Genomic DNA, 19330 nt, shown 5'->3' with positions numbered 1-19330 from the left:
AGGAATCATTATGGCTTACACAGCAACCGAAGAACAAAAACAATTATTTGCCAAGGACCACGAAGATTTGAAGAAGATCGTAGATCTGGGGAAAGAAATTCTTTGGCTGACAAAAGAAGAATGTGTCAAGGCAGGACCGGATATGGACGAGACCTTGTCCCTGATCGAGAATGTGCTGATCGACCACGGGAGAAAAGAGTATGAGATGCCGGCAAAGATCGGGATCCACCCCTGGAGCGATGTGTTCTTCCATGCGATGCCGGCCTATGTGCCAAACAGCAAAGCCTGCGGAATCAAGTGGATCGAGTGCTTCCCCCGGAATCCTAAGGAGTTCCAGCTCCCCCAGACCACGGGCCTTCAGATCATGAATGATATTGAGACGGGCGTGCCTTATGCTGTGATGGACTGCGCCTGGCTGACTTCTATGCGGACGCCGGCAGTGACGGCCCTGACAGCAGCCAAGTTCCATCCAAACGCGGAATATTTCGGAATGTTTGGGTGCGGTGTACAGGGAATGGAACATGTGAAGTATATTCCCCGGACTTTGAAGAATCTGAAGAAAATCTATATATATGATGTAGTGGAAGAGCGCCAGGACCAGCTGATCGAAGCGGTAAAGCCATACGTAGATGTGCCTATTGAGAAATCCGATCCAAAGACGATGGCGTCTAAGTGTGATGTGATGGCTTCCGCAACAATCATTTTGCTGAATCCGCTTGGCATTGTGAAAAAGGAATGGGTATCGAAAGGACAGACCATTCTTCCCTGCGACTTAAATACTTTCTGGGATCCCGCTATCCAGAGAGAGGCGGACAAATATTTTGTGGACAGCGTAGATGAGCATAAGCTGTTTGAAAGCATGGGATATTTCCCGGATGGACTGCCCCAGATCAAGGGAGAGACTGGGGAGGTGCTGGCAGATCTGATTGAAGGAAGGACTTCCGCAGACGAACTGATCGTGGTATCCAATATCGGAATCTCCGTATGCGATATGGTAATGGGAAGGGCGATCTTCGACAAAGCGGTCCAGATGGGACTTGGGCGGAAACTGCCGCTGTAGAGGTACGACTGAAAAAGAGAAAGAACAGAACAAAGAAACATCAGGCCCAAATGTACGTTGGTGTACCGGGCCTGATGTTTTGTGCTTTTATATTTTAGCGTAAGTCATAAGAACGGCTTTTACACATTCCAGGAAGTCCGCTTTGATGAGTTCAGAATCTTTCTCCGGATGGTCCAAGAGAGTCTTGATACAGCCTTTGCAGATATAGATGGACATTTTGTTGATCAGCACAGCTTCCGCCTCTGTAAAGATTCCATCCCGGATGCATTTTTCCAGCATCATATAATCTCGTTTGAGGAAATCCCCCTCTTTAAGGAATACAGGAATATATTCCATGTTCATATTCAGGGTTTCTTCCGGAAACAGTTCATAGTAGTCAGTGATCACGCTGCTGAGCATATCGCTGTATTTCCCAAAAAACAGATTATTATAAATCTGAGGATTGCGGAACGCGTGATCCGCAAATGTGCTCCATACATCCAGATGCTGTTCCAGGATGGGCTTTCCAGAATGAGAAAGCTTTACTACCTGACGGATATAATCATCCAAATACTTCAAAGAAGCATATAGAGCAAGTTCTTCCAGATTGGAAAAATAGCGGTACAGGTTGGCGGAGTTACAGTGAAGCCGGTCCGCGACCTTGCGGATGGTGAGAGCTTCCGGGCCTTCTTCACGCAGGATGTCATAAGCGGCTTTGATATAAGATTTTTTGGAAATATCGTTGTGCATGCGGCGAACCTTGTTCTTTCTGTTATAATATTTCTGAATATAACTAATTTACCAGTATTATAGCATGAAAGAAAAGATTTGTAAAAAAGTGAACCGCGAAATCAATCTTTTTACTTGACATTCAAGTTACTGGAAGGTGTTAGATAAAGAGGAAGGAGGGAGACTATGACGATCAAAGAGGTGGAAGAGAAAGCCGGGATCAAGAAAGCCAATATCCGTTTTTATGAAGAGGCGGGCCTGATCACACCGTCCAGGCATCAGGCTAATAATTACCGGATGTATTCAGATGAAGATGTGGAACTGTTAAAGAAGATCCGGTTTCTAAGAAGCATTGACGTTTCTGTGGAGGATATCAGGCGCTTAAAAGAAGAGCGGATCTCATTAGAGTGTCTGATGGACCGGCACATGGAGAAACTCCAAAGGGATAAAGAAAATATAGAGACGGCTGAAGAAATCTGCAGAAAGATTCGTGAAGAGAAGCAGACATTCCAAACTCTGGACCCTTCTTTTACCAAAGCGGATGATATTTGGAAAGAAAAAGGAGGTTATGTAATGAAGACAGACAGGATCAGACAGATCAGCAGATTACAGGAAAAGGATAAAAAGATACTGGATTTCATAGAAGCGGTCAGCTCTCTATTCCTTGGAATCTCCATTATCCTGGCGTTCCAGGGGGTAAAATGGCCGGTCTGGCTGTTCGTCCTGGTCGGAGCGGTGATGATCTTGGCGCATATCGCGAGACATCGGATTTCTAAGGAGATTAGTCGTTTAAGGAAATAAGAGTCTGTGTTTGGCAGATGTTCTATATTTAGATGACGGAATTGTATTTGAGTGATATAATGCAAGTACAGCCTGAATTTATAAAGGAATCTGAAATGAGCGAGGAATTAAGAGGATGAGCAAGGAACAAGAGAACTGTTTTGTAAATGAAATTGTAATGAACGAGTATACGCTCCGAGAGATTCTGCTGGCTATGTGGAGGCGCAAAGCGGCTCGACGTAGATTTCCAATAGTGATCTATTTGATCGTGACGGTCGTTCCTATGGTTTACGCGTTTGTGACCGGTAAAAATGAGTTTATGCTGCTGGCGGGCGTGATCGGATTAGCGGGCCTGCTTCTTCTGCTGATATATGCCGGGGTTTTTGCTGTCAGCGCGACCAAAAAGCGGGAAGCATTGATTCGCCAGATCATGGAAAAATACGGGAATGAGGCAATGCTCACCATATGGATCGGTGATGAGATCCATTATTGTTTCGATCATATGGAGAAGACTGTGGCCTATAGTGAGATAGAAGCGGTGATCGAGATAGAAATGTATCTGATCCTTCAGTTAAAAAATGGTGTGGAACTGCCAATTTGGAAGGCGGGATTTAAGCAGGGGAAATGGGATGATTTCATTCTGTATTTGAAACAGCGATTAGGGAAAAATTAAGATATTGTTTGTCTTGAAACATGAAATAACTCTGATAAAGCGTTCAAATTTTTTTCTAAAAAGTCTTGTAAAAACAAAAAGCATATGATATGATAGTAGTCGGTCGCTTAATGGTTGTCCGTTTAAGCGCCTTATTCCGGCTCCGTGGTCAAGAGGTTAAGACATCGCCCTTTCACGGCGGTAACACGGGTTCGATTCCCGTCGGAGTCATTTTGAAAGATAGGCCGATGTGGCTCAATTGGCAGAGCAGCTGATTTGTAATCAGCAGGTTATCGGTTCGAGTCCGATCATCGGCTTTAGTCCTATCAGGGACTGATAATTTGGACCTTTAGCTCAGTTGGTTAGAGCAACCGGCTCATAACCGGTCGGTCCTGGGTTCGAGTCCCCGAAGGTCCATTTCATATTATTTGGCCCAGTGGCTCAGTTGGTTAGAGCGCCGCCCTGTCACGGCGGAGGTCGAGAGTTCGAGTCTCTTCTGGGTCGTCATATGGGGTCTTAGCTCAGCTGGGAGAGCATCTGCCTTACAAGCAGAGGGTCATAGGTTCGAGCCCTATAGGCCCCATTAACAATTTTGCTTTATCAAATCTCATCGGTTTGATAAATACATTGTTATGCCGCAGTGGCGGAACTGGCAGACGCACAGGACTTAAAATCCTGCGAGACTAACCTCTCGTACCGGTTCGATTCCGGTCTGCGGCAGGTTTTGAAAATGCTTCAAACCTTTGTAAACAGAGGGTTTGAAGTATTTTTTTGTACAATAAAATAGAAATAGCGGACAAACGCAGTCCGCTGTAGATTGAAATTTTCGCGGTCCTGAAAATGAAGACTACGAAATTCCTTTATATTGTTTCTTTGGTTTCTTTGTAAAATAAGCGGTACAGCTTTGTTTTGGACATATATTTACGCACCGATAACACAGAGTACAATTTCCGTTATGTTTAACTTTTCCGTTTAATCTCAATTTGTTTTTGCCTTTATTATACATATAACTTCCAACACGTACAAGAGTGAAACAATGGTAAGGACGAAAAGACTTATTGCGTTGAAATTTTGCGGGAATGCAGAGGCCGGGGAAATAAGGCTGAGGCTTTCTGGTTTTTTCTTTAGAATCAAAATATTTTGAAAAACTTGAATATAAAGATAATAATTTGAATTGACAGACAAATTTGTTTACTCAAAGAAAAGTCTGTGATATGATGAAAAAAACGAATTATTTGGTGAGCAAGGAAGGAGGAAAACCAATGATTATCTTAAAAAATTGTAAGCTGCTCCCAGAGTTAGTAGAAGGATACGAGGGGGACACAGCAGACATTCAGATTGAGGATGGAAGGATTCAGAAGATCTCTGCCTGCGGAACGGAAGCCCCGGAAGGTGTCTGTACCTATGATATGGAAGGAAAATATGTGCTGCCCGGGTTTACGGATATGCATATCCATCTGTCACTGTCTGGCGGGGATACGCTGATCGACAACGCTAAATCTGCGGTGCAGCAGGCCTATGACGCGGTGAAATTCGCTCAGGACAGCCTGATGGCTGGATTTACTACAATTCGTGACGTAGGAAGCTGTGATAACGTAGCCATCGATCTTCGGAATGCCATAGACGCGGGTAAGATTGTCGGACCTAATATTATCGCGTCCGGTAAGATCATCACACCAACAGAAAACGGAAACGACTTTTTCGCCGGTCTTTATACAGAGGCGGACGGGGAACAGGAAATCCGCAAGGCAGTTCGGGAGGAGATGAAAAAAGGCGCTGATTTTATTAAGATCATGGGAACTGGAGCAGTCATGAATCCGGGCGGAACGCCAGGGCAGCCGATCTATACTTTCGAAGAACTGAAAGCGGTCGTTGATGCGGCTAAATTCAAAGATACATATGTTGCTACCCACTGTCATGGGACCCAGGCGATCAAGGATTCCATCCGGGCGGGAGTACGTACGATCGAACACTCATCAATTATGGACGATGAGGCCATTGAGATGTATAAAGAAAGCGGAGAAAGCTTTATCGTGCCTACCCTTTCCGTTATCATCGGTCTGGCGGACAGTGTTCCAGAGTCTTCCACATTTATGAAAGCAAAGGCACAGATGATACTGGATAATGTCAAAGTTGGCATGAGAAAGGCCTATGATGCCGGACTTCTGTTAGGCTTTGGAACAGACCAGGGTGCGACACCGCTGATTCATGGAGAGAATGGCGATGAATTCGCTCTGCGGAAAGAGTTCTGGGGCATGAAAGAAATCGATATTATTAAACAGGCTACGATCAACAGCGCTATCATCCTTGGAAGAGACAAAGACTATGGAACGATCAAGGAAGGAAAAGTGGCGGATATGGTAGGAATCAGCGGAGATCCGCTGGAGGATATCTCCAGACTGCGCAATAATGTTGACGTTGTTGTCAAAGGCGGAGAGATCGTAAAAGGAAAATAATTCAAAAAGGGACAGGGCTTTTTCAATCGGGGCCGGGGGATTTTTAAAAATCCCCCGGCCCCGATTCAGACTGTAGACAAAGTTGGTGCTGGAGCCTAGCTCCAGCACCACTCTTTTTGCCAAAATGCCAACTCCCATATTTTTTTATAAAAGATAAAAAAGAATCCTGTTTTTTTGTCCTGCCTTTCCCTTACATCCAGAATCTTTGCCAGCTTTTTCAGATTCATGCACGCAAAGGTCAGCCCCGCTTTCATTCTCATTCGGGCGTTGCCGATATATTGTGTGTATCGAAATCCATGCTGTTCTTTTGCACTTCCGAACAATCTCTCAATGGTTTCTTTTCTCAACATATAGATCTCTTTGTTCCCAAGAGTATAGCGGATATCCTCACTGGTTTCCAGATACTCTTCCCAAATGTGGCGGGAGATCGTTTTTTCATGCTCTTTGCTTTCTGTACAGTTGGAAAGGTAAGGGCAGTTTTTACAGATGCTTTTATCGCTCTTGTATTCTTTGTACCCTTCCCGGTTCGTTGTCCGATAAGTAAGGATCTGATCCGCCGGACAGATATAGCAGTCATAGTACTCATCGTAGACATACTCATATTTCTTGAAGAATCCATCTTTTGTCATGGGCCTTTTATACGGAAACAGAGGCTGTATCCCGTCTTTTAACAATTCTCGGGCGATTGCTGGAGTCTTATATCCGGCATCCAATACCATCATCTCCATATCCAGGTCTTTCAACTTGTCGTACAAAGGCTTCCATGTCCTGCTGTCATGTTCATTCCCTGGATGCACAGTATAACCTAAGATCCACCCGTGCTTGTCACATGCAGTCTCTATGCTGTATGCAAAAACATGTTTATGTTCGCCTTTTCGGAACCACCCGCTTTCCGGATCTGAAGTACTGCATTTTTGCGTTTTGGCTCCTTCCGGGATCTCGTCTGAAGAACCGCTTTCACCAGAAGTGCCGCTACCCGCTGCAGGCGGTGTAGTTGAATCATCCTTTTTTTCTTTTAAAGGTTTCTTTCCATGATTTTTGCGGTCTTCATTGATTTCTTTTTTTAACTCCTCCTCATACCATAGAGCTTCTTGAGATGCAATCCTCTTTCGCCTCTTTTTGCTGTTCGCACAGGCTTTTACATGGGTAGAATCCACAAACACGGTAGACGTATCTACCAGATGAAACTTCATACATTGTTCGAGGATATGGGAAAAGATCTGTTCAAACAGTTCCGTATCCTTAAAACGCCGGGTATAGTTTTTCCCAAAAGTAGAAAAGTGAGGAACTGGATCCAGCATATCCAGACCGAGAAACCAACGATACGCTACATTCACTTCGATTTCTTTGATCGTCTGGCGCATACTTTTAATCCCATAGAGATACTGGATAAAAAGGATTTTGATCAGCATCACCGGATCCATGCTCGGCCTTCCGTTATCTGCACAATACTTGTCTTCTACAAGATCGTAAATAAAGTTCCAGTCAATTGCCCGGTCAATCTTTCGGAGCATGTGATCCTTTGGCACCATGTCATCCATGCTGAACAGCATCATTTGTTCTCTTTTTTTATCGGAATCTCTTGTCATCATAAGCAGGCCCTCCTTATAGGATAATTATACCATGTGCAGAGAGCGCACCGCTTAACTTTCGAGTTGATAAGTAGGGGATTTTTCTTGATAAAAACCGGAAGAATCATTGAAATGTTGATAACTACAATAGAAAAGCTCCGGTGTAAACCGGGGACTTTGTCTACAGTCTGAATCGGGGCCGGGGGATTTTTAAAAATCCCCCGGCCCCGATTGTGATGGATTTAGTCAGAACCGGTCCGCGTATGCGTTCATTACTCCCGGTATATCGATCTTCTGGGGACACCGCTTTGCGCAGGCGCCGCACTGAAGACAGGCGGAAGGGCCTTTGGTCTGTGACAGACTGGAGATCTTCCAGGTCTCGCCGCTGATGGTAAGCTCATTGTAGCCTTGGATCAGCAGAGGGATATCAAGCCCGGCTGGACAGACAGGACAGCAGTACCGGCAGGCAGAACAGGGGACGCCAAGCTCGTTTTTGAATACCTGGACGGCTTCCCGCAGCGCGGCCTCCTCCTGACGGGAGAGCGGATCATGGGCCTCGAAAATTGAGGCGTTTTCCAGGATTTGTTCTGGGGATGCCATGCCGCTCAAGACGCACTGCACATTATCAAGGCCCAGGAGATAACGGAAGGACCAGGAAGGGATGGAACGCTCCGGGGCCGCGCCGCGTAAGATGGCTTCCGCCTTCTCGCCCAAATGAGTGAGGCGTCCGCCTTTGAGCGGTTCCATAACCCAGACAGGGATTCCATGGTCGGTCAGGATCTGGTACTGACGCTCCCCATCCAGCAGGCTCCAGTCCAGATAGTTGAGCTGGATCAAAGCCATGTCGAAATCCGGGCACCAGTCCACAAACCGCTCCAGGGCCTCCGGCGCCGCGTGGGAAGAGAATCCCAGATAGCGGATTCGGCCCGCCTTTTTCTGGTTGAGAAGGTAACCAATATAGTCTTTCTGGGGATCCATATATTTTTCTATGTACTGTTCCTGCATTCCATGCAGCAGATAAAAGTCAAAATAGTCTGTCTGACAGCGTTTCAATTGTTCTTCAAACACTTTTTCGATATCTGTGGTGACGGCCGCATAAAATTTCGTGGCCAGATAATAGCTGTCCCTTGGATATCTGGACAGCGCTTCTCCCAGAAAACGTTCTGAATCGCCGCCGTGATAAGTGTAAGCGGTGTCAAAGTAATTGATGCCGCTTGCGAAAGCCTGGTCGATGACCTGCTGGGCTTTCCGACGGTCAATTTTGTTGGGATTCCCAGAAATTGCAGGAAGGCGGAGGCTGCCAAGGCCAAGAGCGGAGATCTTATTTCCCTTAAACTTTTTATAGTACATCTTTGTGCTCCTTTCACTTCGTCTGTTCAAAGTAAGCTTTTATTATTATTCTATAGGCGCCCAAGTCCGAAAATAAGGAGCTTTCCCTGCAATAAGATTGTGGAGAAAGCATAATAAGGAGCATTCTAATCCCGATAGATCCTGGTGATCTCTTTCCGAAGGGATTCTATGTATTTACGGGTAAGGTTTAGGAGAAAAGCCTGTTCTTCTTTCGTCAGATACTGAAAGGCCTGTTCTTCCGCATGGATCAAAGGGGCGATAACTTCTTTCAGAAGTTTTCGCCCTTGTTTCGTCAGAAAGATCAGTTTATTCTTGTGGTTTTCTGGAGTGGTTTCCAGGGTGACGTAACCATTCTTTTCCAGCCCTTTCAGTATAGAGTTCACCGTCTGGGGAGGGTAATGCCAGGCCGCGCACAGATCCTTCTGGGTACAGGGAACGCTGCTCTCGTATATGGAATACATCAGCCAAAGAGCGCTGTCTGAGACGTCCCGGTCCTTTGCGTAGCTGTGGTAGATTTCATCCATTTCTTTGTTCAATTGATTCAAGATTTCCAGCGGATTCTCAGCGTTTTTTTCCATATACATGAACCTCCTGATTATTTTCCTGATATCTATTATAATTTTGCCAAAAAGAAGAAGTCAATATCCTGATAAAATTGCATTGACTTTTATCCGAAATCGGAGTATATTCTTCCTGTACCCATAAAGTCCGAAATCGGATTAAATTATAAAGAGGCAGGAAAATACTATGAAACTGATGCTGAAATTTATCAAACCATACCGAAAATTAATGCTGTTTGTTCTGCTGGTCATGGTCCTTGATGTGGCGGGGGGACTTCTGATTCCCACGATTACAGCGGATATCATCAACAAAGGAATCGGCGGAGGCAATCTGCCTTATATCATCCGGCAGGGACTGCTCATGTTGGTGATCGCGCTCATTACCAGTTTTGGAGCGCTGTCAGGAAGCTACCTGTGCGCGGTCTTGTCAGCTCGGGTCGGCCGGGATATCCGCAACGCGGTTTATGACCAGTCACTGAAGTTCTCCGCTTCCGATATGGAGAGTATCGGTACCGGGTCCATAATCACGCGGACTTTGAATGATGTCAATGTGATCCAGCAGTCAGTGATCATGGTGGCCCAGATGATCCTGCCTGTGCCGGTGGTGTGTGTACTGGGGATCGTAATGGCTTTCCGCATAGATGTGGTGATGGGCGGAATCCTGATGGGAGTTACGATTGTCATCCTGCTGCTGGCGGTGCTGGTAGTAAAGAAAGCGGCGCCCATGTTTGAACGGATGCAGCGGTTCCTTGACCGGATGAATGTGGTGATCCGTGAGAATGTGACAGGGGTCCGGGTAATCCGGGCCTTTGATAAGGAAACTTACGAGGAAGGCAGGATGGACGGCGTCTTTGAGGATTACCGTAATGTTTCCATCCAGGTGTGCCGCCTCTTTGCCGGCCTGGAGAGCTCGGCCGTACTGGTGATCAATCTGATCATCATAGTGATCCTGTATATGGGAGGGAACAGGACCGGAGCCGGGGCTATGGAGATCGGTGATATTACGGCGCTCACAGAGTATGCCATCATGATTCTGTTTTATCTGGTCATGGCGCAGATGGTCATGGTAATGCTGCCAAGGGCGCTGGTATGTATAGAAAGAATCCAGGAAGTGCTGGAGCTGGAGCCGGAGATCCAGGACGGGACAGCCTGCGGGAAGAAAACAGACGGAGGGGGAAATGTGAAGGACATTTCTTCAAATGAGGAAGCGCCGGTGATTTGTTTCAAAAATGTCAGCTTCCGGTTCAAGGATGCGGATGAGTATACCTTAAGAGGACTGGATTTTGCCTGTCAAAGAGGACGGACGACAGCGGTCATAGGCAGCACCGGAAGCGGAAAATCTGTGCTGACAAAGATGATCCTCAGACTGCATGATGTGACAGAGGGAAAGATATTGATGAATGGAACGGATATCCGGGATATGAGTCAGGCAGACTTAAGAAGTCAGATTGCCTATGTGCCTCAGAAGGCATGGCTGTTTGCGGGAACCATCGCGGACAATCTGCGCCATGGGGACGAGAAAGCTTCAGAGGAGAAAATGTGGAAGATTCTGGATGTGGCCCAGGCAGGGTTTGTCAGCGAACTGCGGGGCGGCTTAAAGTCTCGTGTAGCCCAGGGCGGGACAAACTTTTCCGGCGGGCAGAAACAGAGGCTGTCCATAGCCCGGGCGCTGATGAAAGATGCGGAGCTGTACATCTTTGATGACAGCTTTTCCGCCCTGGATTTTAAGACCGATGCGGCTCTGCGCAGGGCATTAGCGATGCAGACAAAGGAGGCCGCGGTGCTGATCGTTGCCCAGCGGGTCAGCACTATCGTGAACGCAGATCAGATCCTTGTGTTGGAGGACGGAAGAGTCGTGGGAATCGGCACTCACCAGTCACTGCTTGACTCCTGTCCTGTTTACCGGGAAATTGTCAGATCTCAGATGAAAGGAGGGAAAAACTATGGAAAATGATGAGAGAAACGCACAGGAAGCGGCAGGATTGGGAGAAGAGTTTGACGCTTCCTCGCCGGAACATACCAGGCAGACCGTAAGAAAACTGTGGGATTCGCTCAGCGACCAGCGCGTGCGGCTGTGTGTGGTCTTGATCTCTGTGGCTCTTTATACCGTCCTGGCTGTCGCGGCCCCTCTGTACAGCGCCTATATCGTGGATCTGCTGTGGGAGAAGATCCAGGCGGCCTTCGCCCAGGAGATAGTTTTTTCCGTGACCTGGGAGGAGGCTGGCCGGGATATCTTGCTTCTGCTGCTGATCTACCTGGCGGCGGCAGGACTGTATTTCATCCAGTCTTTTCTGATGGCCAGCTTCGCGGAGAATCTGGCCTGCCGCCTGCGGGGGGAGATTGGCCAGAAACTGAACCGGCTTCCTCTGGCGTTCTTTGACGGACATCAGCCAGGCGCGATCTTAAGCCGGATCACTAATGACCTGGACAAAATGTCGGAGGCTTTCCAGACGGGAGTGCTGAAGTTGTTTACCGCGTTTGGAATGGTGATCGGTTCTCTGGTGATGATGTTCCGGTTCAGTATATTACTGACGGCGGTATTTCTGTTATTTATGTGCCTGTCCCTGACCGCCACGAAATTCGTTTCTGACCGGACGCTTAAGTATGCGCTGAAGAGGCAGGAGTGCGTAAGCGAGGTGACAGCGCTGGTGGAGGAAAGCTACAGCGGCCGTATGGTCATCAAAACGTTTAACCAGGAGGAACATAGTTCCGCCCGGCTGCATGAAGCTTCCCAGCGGCTGACGGATGCTTCCTGGAAAGCGGATTTCCTTATCAATGCCATCAACCCTGGAATCCGGTTTATTAACCGGCTGGGGTTGATTCTGATCGCCGTTCTGGGAGGCGGCATGCTGCTTAACGGGACCATGACCATCGGGGTCTTCCAGGCTTTCTTCCAATATGTCAACCAGGCGGCAGAACCACTGACTCAGCTGGCTTTCATGCTGAACTCAATGCAGTCTTCTCTGGCTTCTTTGGAGCGGGTGTACGCTCTGCTGGATGAGCCGGAAATTACCCCGGACCCGGAGTTTCCTGTCAAGGTTGAGAGGACCCTGGGACATGTGGAATTCTGTCATGTGAAGTTTGGCTATACGCCTGACCGTATCCTGATGCGGGATGTGAGTTTTAACGCCAGGCCAGGGGAAAAGATCGCGATCGTGGGAAGTACCGGAGCAGGGAAAACGACGCTCATCAATCTTCTGATGCGCTTCTATGAGGTAAATGGCGGCCAGATCTTTTTAGACGGCAGCGACACAGGAAGGATGTCCAGACCGCGGCTTAGAGAGAATTTCGGAATGGTGCTCCAGGACACCTGGCTTTTTGAAGGAACGATCGCAGAGAATATCGCTTATGGAAGGCCGGAGGCGGACCGGGAAGAGATCGTCCGGGCGGCCCAGGCGGCCAGGGCAGATTTCTTCATCCGAACGCTGCCGGAAGGGTATGATACGGTTCTGAGTAATGATGCGGAGAATATTTCCATTGGACAGCGTCAGCTGCTGACGATCGCAAGGGTTTTCCTGTGCGACCCGGCGGTGTTGATCCTGGACGAAGCTACGTCCAGCGTAGACACCCGTACAGAGATCGAGATTGGGAAAGCTATGAAAAAGCTGATGAAGGGGCGCACCAGTTTTGTGATCGCCCATCGGCTCTCCACTATTGTGGATGCGGATCGAATCCTGATGATGCAGAATGGGACGATCATAGAACAGGGGACACACCAGTCGCTTCTGGAAGCGGACGGCGCTTACGCCAGACTGTATAACAGTCAGTTCGCCCAGTAGGATCCCTGACAGCAGAACATTAGAATACAAAAGTCCTCAAACAGGAAACCGTTTGAGGACTTTTTCTGAAAACGGAGACGGTGGGATTCGAACCCACGTGCCCAAAAAGGACAACCGCATTTCGAGTGCGGCTCGTTATGACCACTTCGATACGTCTCCAAAAGCACTGTAATGTATTATAGCATAAGTGGGAAGAGAGAGGAATACCCAAATTCAAAAAAGAGAGAGGGCCGGCTTTTCAATGCCGGCCCGGAGGGGATGAAAAAATCTATCTAAAATTTAACTTATTGTTAGGCGAAGACCAACAGCCATACAGACAAAGAATCATGAGCACAGCCGCCGTCTTCTTTAATTGATAAATTCATTATACAAAGAAGATGTGACCCAAATATGTCGGAACCTGAAAATGTTTATAAAAATTCTTAAGAAAATCGGAAGAAAGAATGATAAGCATGAAAACAAAGGGAACGGGCCATAATAGATAGAAAAGAATTCGAGGATTTATAGGGAAATGGCAGGTAAAAAAGAAGAGAAAAGTTTTGAAGAACTTTACCAGGCGCTTCTGCAGAGGAAGCTGTCGCTGGAGGAACCATTGCCGGACAAATATGATCCGAAACATCTGGACTGTCTTTTGCATCCAGAGCGATATGCTCCGGTAATTCCAGTCAGCCAATGCCGCCAATGCGGCCAAGGTGAAGCCTGCCGACGCAATTGCATATTCGAGGCGATCCGCAGGAAAGAAAATGGAGAGCTGTGGATCGATCCTGAGCTATGTACGGGATGTGAAGCCTGTGTGGAAGCATGCAGGGATAAAAAACTTACAGGAAATAAGGACGTGCTTGCGGCAATGAAGGCGGTCAGAGAGTCCAAAAGGCCTGCTTATATGCTGGTCGCGCCGGCCTTTCTTGGACAATTTCAAGAAGGGGTGACACCGGGTAAGTTAAGGAGCGCTTTTAAAGCCCTGGGATTTGCGGGAATGGTGGAGGTGGCTCTTTTTGCGGATATCCTGACGTTAAAGGAAGCATTGGAATTTGACCGGCATATAGAGAAAACAGGAGATTTCCAGCTTACGAGCTGCTGCTGCCCGGTTTGGATCGCCATGATCCGGAAGAGCTATCATGAGCTTATGCCCCATGTGCCCGGGGCTGTTTCGCCCATGATTGCCTGCGGACGTATTATAAAGAGACTATATCCCGGAGCGCTGACGGTATTTGCCGGTCCGTGTCTAGCCAAGAAACAGGAAGCAAGAGAGCCGGATATCTGTGATGCGGTAGATTATGTTCTTACCTTTCAGGAGATAAAAGATTTATTTGAAGCTGTGAAGATCCGGCCGGAAGAGCAGGAGGAAGATCCCAAAGAACACGCTTCCAAAGCAGGCAGGCTTTACGCCCGTTCAGGCGGGGTGAGCCGAGCGGTGGAAGAAATGGTGCGGCAGTTAAAACCGGACCGCGGCGTACAGGTCCGGGCAGAGCGGGCTGACGGGACGAAGGCGTGTATGGAGATGATAAAGCGGATAAAAGAAGGAAAGACAAAGGCAAACTTTTTCGAGGGAATGGGATGTATAGGCGGCTGCGTGGGCGGCCCAAAAGCCATATTGGACAAAGAAAAGGGGAAGAAAATGGTAGACGATTATGGCGAAAACTCGGCCTTTCAGACACCGTTGGAAAATCCTTACGTAAAAGAGATCTTAAAACGGCTTGGATTTGAGACTGTGGAAGAGCTGCTGGAGGAAGAAGGGCTATTGACACGGAGCTTTGTGTAGATCTCCCAGAAGTTCGCCTGGATCGGGAGCGCACAGCGAAGGCCGGGATGGAGTAGCGAGGCATCCATCCCGGTCTCTTTGTATCTTTGTACGGATCTGATCTTGACAGACCGGATTTTACAAATGCAGCACATCCTGGATCGTGTAGTACCCAGGTCCTTTTTCTTCCAAATATGCGGCGCAGTCGCAGGCGCCTCGGGCAAAGCACTCCCAGTTATAAGAGTGGTGGGTGATCTCCAGTCTCTCTCCAAGGCCGCCAAAATACACGGTGTGGCTGCTGGGAATATTTCCGGCCCGCAGAGAGTGATAGCCGATGGTTCCGGGCTTGCGGGGATTCTCCCCTTTTTCCCGGCCGTAAACGGCAATGTCGTCCAGCTCTTTTCCTAAGGCATGGGCCATGATCTCACCCATTTCTTTGGAAGTTCCGCTGGGGACATCTTTTTTCCATTGGTCATGCATTTCCAGGATTTCGATATCCAGATCGCTGCCGACTGTCTGCGCCACCAATTCCAACAGTTTATTCATGACATTGACCAGTTTAGAGGTGTTGGCGGCGTAAAGCATAGGGATCTCCCCGGCGGCCTCCTGGAATCTGTGCATTTCTTCCGCCGAGAACCCGGTGGTGCCGCAGACCAGCGCCTTTTTGTGGGCAATGGCGGCGCTTAAGACCTCCATAGAGACTTCTCTGGTGGAGAAATCAATGATAACGTCACAGCGATCGATGACCGCTTCCAGATTGTCGGTGACAGGAACGCCCAGAGTCTGGCCGGTCATTGCCACGGTTCCAAGATCCTCTCCAATATAATCTCTGCCCTTGGGGCCGATGCCGGCGACCAGTTCCAGATCCTCGCGGGCGGCAGCGGCCTGAGTGATCAATTTACCCATTTTCCCACGCGGGGCAATAACGATGACTTTCATAAAATACAGCTCCTTTCCACGAATTTCGCGGGTTCATGTATAATAATCTTATTTTAGCATATCCTTATGGAAAAGAATACCAAAAATAATGCTTGCAATCTCCGACAATTTTCGATAGAATATCTCTATCGGGGTATGGCTCAGTTTGGTTAGAGCGCACGGCTGGGGGCCGTGAGGTCGCAGGTTCGAATCCTGTTACCCCGACGCATAGGCTCAATCTCCGAAATGGAGAGGGAGCCTTTTTTTAATTCAAAAAGCTTTGGGAAGGGAATAAAGATTTACAGAAAATTTTCAGTATGCTAAGATAGAAGGAAAAGAGAAGCCGCAAGTAAAACACCGGAGAACAGAGGTAAAGATTATGAAAAAAAGAGTCGTGGTGGCCCTTGGCCATCGTGCGCTGGGGACGACGCTCCCAGAGCAGAAAGAAGCAGTAAAACATACGTCAAAAGTGATCGCGGATCTGATCGAGCATGGGTACCAGGTTGCGATCACACACAGCAACGCGCCTCAGGTAGGGATGATTCATACCGCTATGAATGAGTTTGGAAAGGCCCATCAGGACTACACGGCCGCGCCGATGTCTGTGTGCTCGGCCATGAGCCAGGGATATATCGGATACGATCTTCAGAACAGTATCCGGGAAGAATTGCTGAATCGCGGGATTTATCGGACAGTGAGCACAATCTTGACGCAGGTGATCGTTGACCCTTATGACGATGCGTTTTATACGCCCACCAAAGTGCTGGGGCGCTATATGAATGCGGAAGAAGCTAATGAAGAGCGCAAGAAAGGCAATTATGTAGTGGAAGAGCCGGGGAAAGGATTCCGGCGGATCGTATCAGCGCCTCATCCAGTCAGCATCGTGGAAATCGACGCGATCCGCGCCCTCCTGGATGCGGACCAGATCGTAGTCGCCTGCGGCGGAGGCGGAATTCCGGTGCTTCAGCAGGACAACCATCTGAAAGGTGCCAGCGCGGTGATCGAAAAAGACCTGGCGGCTGGAAAGATGGCCGAAGAGATCGATGCCGATGAATTGATCATTCTGACCAGCGTAGAGAAAGTCAAGATCAATATGGGACGGCCGGAGGAAGAAGAACTGGGAGAGATTTCTGTGGAAGAGGCTAGGAATTATATGGAGGAAGGCCATTTTGGAGAGTACAATATGCTGCCAAAATTCAGCGCATCTCTATCGTTCATTGAGAAGAGGGAAGGAAGAAGAGCGCTGATCACTTCTTTTGATAAACTGGCAGAGGCTCTGAAAGGAAAGACCGGGACGATCATCCATGCATGATCGCCTGGAATGGCAGACGGCAAAGGTACATAGAGACAAATACGAGAAATACCGGAGGAATTGGTCCAGATCGGTTTAAAATCAGCTTAAGTGGGTCATACTAAGGGCAAAAAGCGTAAGGAGGAAGGCCCATGGAAGCAAAAGTCAACGACGGGTGCATATCATGCGGCGCCTGCGTAGCCGCCTGCCCGGAAGTATTCCGGTTTAACGACGACGGTCTGGCAGAAGCATACGCAAGCGTGCCGCCGGAATGTGAAGCGGCGGTAGTGGAAGCAAAAGACAGCTGCCCGGTGTCCGTGATTGATGTCAATTAGGGACAGGGCATTTTCAATTGGGGCCGGGGGATTTTTAAAAATCCCCCGGCCCCAATTGAATGTTCTTGACAAATCCCACCCTTGATTATATTATTATACTAATTTATTAATACAATAATTATGGGGAGGAAGATTGCCATGATCGAGATCAAAGGGCTGACGAAAGTCTTTAAGCTGAATAAGAAGCAGATGGCGGAGTTAAAGACGAAAAATCCCTTGAAAACAGCGGTGGATGATGTGAGTTTCACCGCCAGGCCGGGAGAGATCTACGGTCTTCTGGGGCCTAACGGAGCCGGGAAGACGACCACGCTCAGGTGTATTTCCACGCTGTTAAAACCCTCCAAAGGCCAGATCTACGTGGAGGGCCATGAGGTTCAGGAAGAGCCGGAGGCGGTAAGGAATTCCATCGGGTTTCTCACCAGTGATATTAAGCTGGACGAACAGTTTGATCCGGATTATATGTTTGATTTCTTTGGAAGGCTCCGCAATGTGCCGGGGGAAGTCCTGGAAAAACGAAAAAAGGAGTTGTTTACATATTTTGGGATCCAGGAGTTTGCCCATAAACCAATCAAAGAATTGTCTACAGGCATGAAGCAGAAAGCGGCGATCGCGGTCAGTCTGAGCCACGATCCTCAGGTGATCATTTTTGATGAGCCCACCAATGGCCTGGATATCATTACGGCCAGAAGTGTGACTGATTACCTGCGGAAGCTTAAAGAAGAAGGAAAGCTGATCATCGTGTCCACCCATATCATGTCAGAGGCTGAGAAGCTTTGCGACAGGATTGGAATCATCATCGACGGATGTAAAGTGGCGGAAGGAACACTGGAAGAACTGCTGCAAAGGACTGGGGCGGACGACTTAGAGGACGCTTTTTTCGAGCTCTATAAAGCGAGAAAGGGGGAGGCGTAGATGAACGGGATCAAGCAGATTTTTGGGAAAGAGATGGCCCGGATCTTCAAAGATAAGAAAATGATGTTTTCTGTATTTCTGCTTCCGGTATTGATCATGGTCGTGATCCTTACGGTGGTCAATACATTGGCCTCCAATATGGAAGAAGACATCCGCAGCCATAAGGCCCAGGTATATCTATGGAACAGCCCGGAATCCTTTGACAAATTTTTAGAAAGCGCGGAAGGTTCCTGGCAGACGGCAACTCTTGCTGGAGCGAAAGAAATGGAGGCGGCCAAGGGTGAGATCCTGGCCGGAGAAGCGGATCTGATCGTAGAATTTCCGGAAGATTTCCAGCAAAAGATAGAAACCTATGAACCGGGAAATGAAATTCCTCAGATCAAGACCTATTACAATCCATCGGAAAATTATTCCGCCGCGGCCTTTGACAGTATGAACCAGACTTTGGAAGGTTACCGGCAGACCCTGTTGGCCCAGCGAGTGGAAGATCTGTCAGAGCTGACGGTATTTCAAGTGAATTCAGACAATCCGGATATGGTGATCCAGGATGAGGCAAAGGCCAGCAATAAGGCGGTGGGAATGATGCTGCCCTATTTTATCACGATCCTGCTTTTCGCTGGAGCAATGGGGATTGGAACGGATATGATCGCTGGAGAGAAGGAGCGCGGAACAATGGCAAGTCTCCTGGTATCGCCGGTGAAAAGAAGCTCGATCGCCCTTGGGAAAGTGTTTGCCTTGATGCTGGTGGCTGGAGCGTCTTCTCTGATCTATGTGGCGGCTATGGTGATCTGCGCGCCGGTCATGAAGAACAGCATGGGGATGGGAGCTTTGGAAGATCTTAATATTAGTCTCAGCCCGGTTCAGATCGTGATGCTGGGAGCCATGCTGGTGGCTATCGCGTTTTTGTATGCCAGCATTATCGCTCTGATCTCTGTATTTGCGAAATCAGTGAAGGAAGCCAATACTTATGTGATGCCGATCTATATGCTGATACTGATCATAGGACTTTTCACCATGTTTACCTCTGGAAGCCCGCAGATGCAGGATTTTGTGATTCCCCTTTATAATAACGCGCTGGCTCTGCAGGGCGTCTTAAGCCAGGAGGTGACAGCCGCGCAGTATGGGGTCGCTCTTGCGGAGACTCTTGTCCTTGGCGGAGCGCTTCTGGCGGTGATCGTGAAGGCGTTTGAGAGTGAAAAGATCATGTCGGCCTAGGG

The 19330-nt window shown here is 48.2% G+C and carries 15 protein-coding genes, 8 tRNA genes and 1 pseudogene; 18 read left to right on the top strand and 6 right to left on the bottom strand.

All coding sequences use genetic code 11. The features are described from left to right. Nucleotides 1-10 precede the first annotated feature (10 nt). Nucleotides 11-1060 (top strand): ornithine cyclodeaminase family protein, encoded by a 1050-nt coding sequence (locus FND36_13645; protein QDW74993.1) that lies wholly within the window; start codon nt 11-13, stop codon nt 1058-1060. Between the two features lie 87 nt (nt 1061-1147). Here FND36_13645 and FND36_13640 read toward each other — a convergent pair whose 3' ends face one another. Beyond that, nucleotides 1148-1789 carry a TetR/AcrR family transcriptional regulator gene (locus FND36_13640; protein QDW74992.1) on the bottom strand — a complete coding sequence of 214 codons (642 nt, stop codon included), beginning with the start codon at nt 1787-1789 and terminating at the stop codon, nt 1148-1150. Nucleotides 1790-1954: 165 nt separating this feature from the next. On the opposite strand from FND36_13640, the gene FND36_13635 reads away from it, so the two are divergent. The 9 genes from FND36_13635 to FND36_13595 all read left to right on the top strand — a co-directional run bounded on the left by FND36_13635 (nt 1955) and on the right by FND36_13595 (nt 5656). Further along, nucleotides 1955-2569 (top strand): MerR family transcriptional regulator, encoded by a 615-nt coding sequence (locus FND36_13635; GenBank protein ID QDW74991.1) that lies wholly within the window; start codon nt 1955-1957, stop codon nt 2567-2569. Between the two features lie 115 nt (nt 2570-2684). Then, nucleotides 2685-3221, top strand: coding sequence for a YcxB family protein (locus tag FND36_13630; protein ID QDW74990.1), 537 nt, complete (start codon nt 2685-2687; stop codon nt 3219-3221). A gap of 138 nt (nt 3222-3359) precedes the next feature. Further along, nucleotides 3360-3431: transfer RNA gene (locus tag FND36_13625), tRNA-Glu, on the top strand. A 13-nt stretch (nt 3432-3444) separates the two neighbouring features. Next, nucleotides 3445-3517, top strand: a tRNA-Thr gene (locus FND36_13620). A gap of 26 nt (nt 3518-3543) precedes the next feature. Next, nucleotides 3544-3617, top strand: a tRNA-Met gene (locus tag FND36_13615). Nucleotides 3618-3630: 13 nt separating this feature from the next. Next, nucleotides 3631-3707: transfer RNA gene (locus FND36_13610), tRNA-Asp, on the top strand. A gap of 3 nt (nt 3708-3710) precedes the next feature. Next, a tRNA-Val gene (locus FND36_13605) sits at nt 3711-3783 on the top strand. A 51-nt stretch (nt 3784-3834) separates the two neighbouring features. Beyond that, nucleotides 3835-3920 (top strand) — tRNA-Leu (locus tag FND36_13600). 494 nt (nt 3921-4414) lie between these two features. After that, on the top strand, nt 4415-5656 hold the full coding sequence (locus FND36_13595) for an amidohydrolase family protein (protein QDW74989.1): 1242 nt from the start codon (nt 4415-4417) through the stop codon (nt 5654-5656). Between the two features lie 206 nt (nt 5657-5862). Here the strand turns inward: FND36_13595 and FND36_13590 are convergent. The 3 genes and pseudogenes from FND36_13590 to FND36_13580 form a co-directional block, all read right to left on the bottom strand. Then, nucleotides 5863-7254, bottom strand: a pseudogene (locus FND36_13590) (IS1182 family transposase). Between the two features lie 219 nt (nt 7255-7473). Next, complete coding sequence (locus FND36_13585; GenBank protein ID QDW74988.1) at nt 7474-8577, bottom strand: oxidoreductase; 1104 nt, start codon at nt 8575-8577, stop codon at nt 7474-7476. Between the two features lie 125 nt (nt 8578-8702). After that, complete coding sequence (locus FND36_13580) at nt 8703-9161, bottom strand: MarR family transcriptional regulator (protein QDW74987.1); 459 nt, start codon at nt 9159-9161, stop codon at nt 8703-8705. A 163-nt stretch (nt 9162-9324) separates the two neighbouring features. Here FND36_13580 and FND36_13575 point away from each other — a divergent pair, with 163 nt between their 5' ends. Together FND36_13575 and FND36_13570 are read left to right on the top strand one after the other, a co-directional pair. Next, entirely contained in the window at nt 9325-11091 is a 1767-nt protein-coding gene (locus FND36_13575; protein ID QDW74986.1) for an ABC transporter ATP-binding protein, read from the top strand. Then, entirely contained in the window at nt 11081-12916 is a 1836-nt protein-coding gene (locus FND36_13570) for an ABC transporter ATP-binding protein (GenBank protein ID QDW74985.1), read from the top strand. Before FND36_13575 ends, FND36_13570 begins: the two co-directional genes overlap by 11 nt. A gap of 72 nt (nt 12917-12988) precedes the next feature. Here FND36_13570 and FND36_13565 read toward each other — a convergent pair. Beyond that, nucleotides 12989-13075 (bottom strand) — tRNA-Ser (locus FND36_13565). Nucleotides 13076-13427: 352 nt separating this feature from the next. Between FND36_13565 and FND36_13560 the strand changes: the two genes are divergently transcribed. Then, on the top strand, nt 13428-14678 hold the full coding sequence (locus FND36_13560) for an iron hydrogenase (protein QDW74984.1): 1251 nt from the start codon (nt 13428-13430) through the stop codon (nt 14676-14678). A 117-nt stretch (nt 14679-14795) separates the two neighbouring features. Here the strand turns inward: FND36_13560 and FND36_13555 are convergent, their stop codons facing one another. Further along, entirely contained in the window at nt 14796-15596 is an 801-nt protein-coding gene (locus FND36_13555; protein ID QDW74983.1) for a 4-hydroxy-tetrahydrodipicolinate reductase, read from the bottom strand. 129 nt (nt 15597-15725) lie between these two features. On the opposite strand from FND36_13555, the gene FND36_13550 reads away from it, so the two are divergent. From FND36_13550 to FND36_13530, 5 genes are all read left to right on the top strand, one after another. Then, nucleotides 15726-15800, top strand: a tRNA-Pro gene (locus tag FND36_13550). Nucleotides 15801-15954: 154 nt separating this feature from the next. Then, nucleotides 15955-16887, top strand: a complete 933-nt coding sequence (locus tag FND36_13545) for a carbamate kinase (GenBank protein QDW74982.1) — start codon at nt 15955-15957, stop codon at nt 16885-16887. A 131-nt stretch (nt 16888-17018) separates the two neighbouring features. Next, a complete protein-coding gene (locus FND36_13540) occupies nt 17019-17201 on the top strand; it encodes a ferredoxin (protein ID QDW74981.1) in 183 nt (60 codons plus the stop codon). A gap of 138 nt (nt 17202-17339) precedes the next feature. Further along, the gene (locus FND36_13535) at nt 17340-18113 is read left to right on the top strand and encodes an ABC transporter ATP-binding protein (GenBank protein QDW74980.1); all 774 of its coding nucleotides are present in this window, start codon (nt 17340-17342) and stop codon (nt 18111-18113) included. Further along, complete coding sequence (locus tag FND36_13530) at nt 18114-19328, top strand: ABC transporter permease (GenBank protein QDW74979.1); 1215 nt, start codon at nt 18114-18116, stop codon at nt 19326-19328. Nucleotides 19329-19330: the final 2 nt, after the last annotated feature.

Source organism: Lachnospiraceae bacterium KGMB03038, assembly GCA_007361935.1.
GTDB lineage: Bacteria > Bacillota > Clostridia > Lachnospirales > Lachnospiraceae > Massilistercora.
The sequence above is the reverse complement of the archived record's forward strand: the minus strand, read 5'-3'. Positions and strand labels throughout refer to the sequence as shown.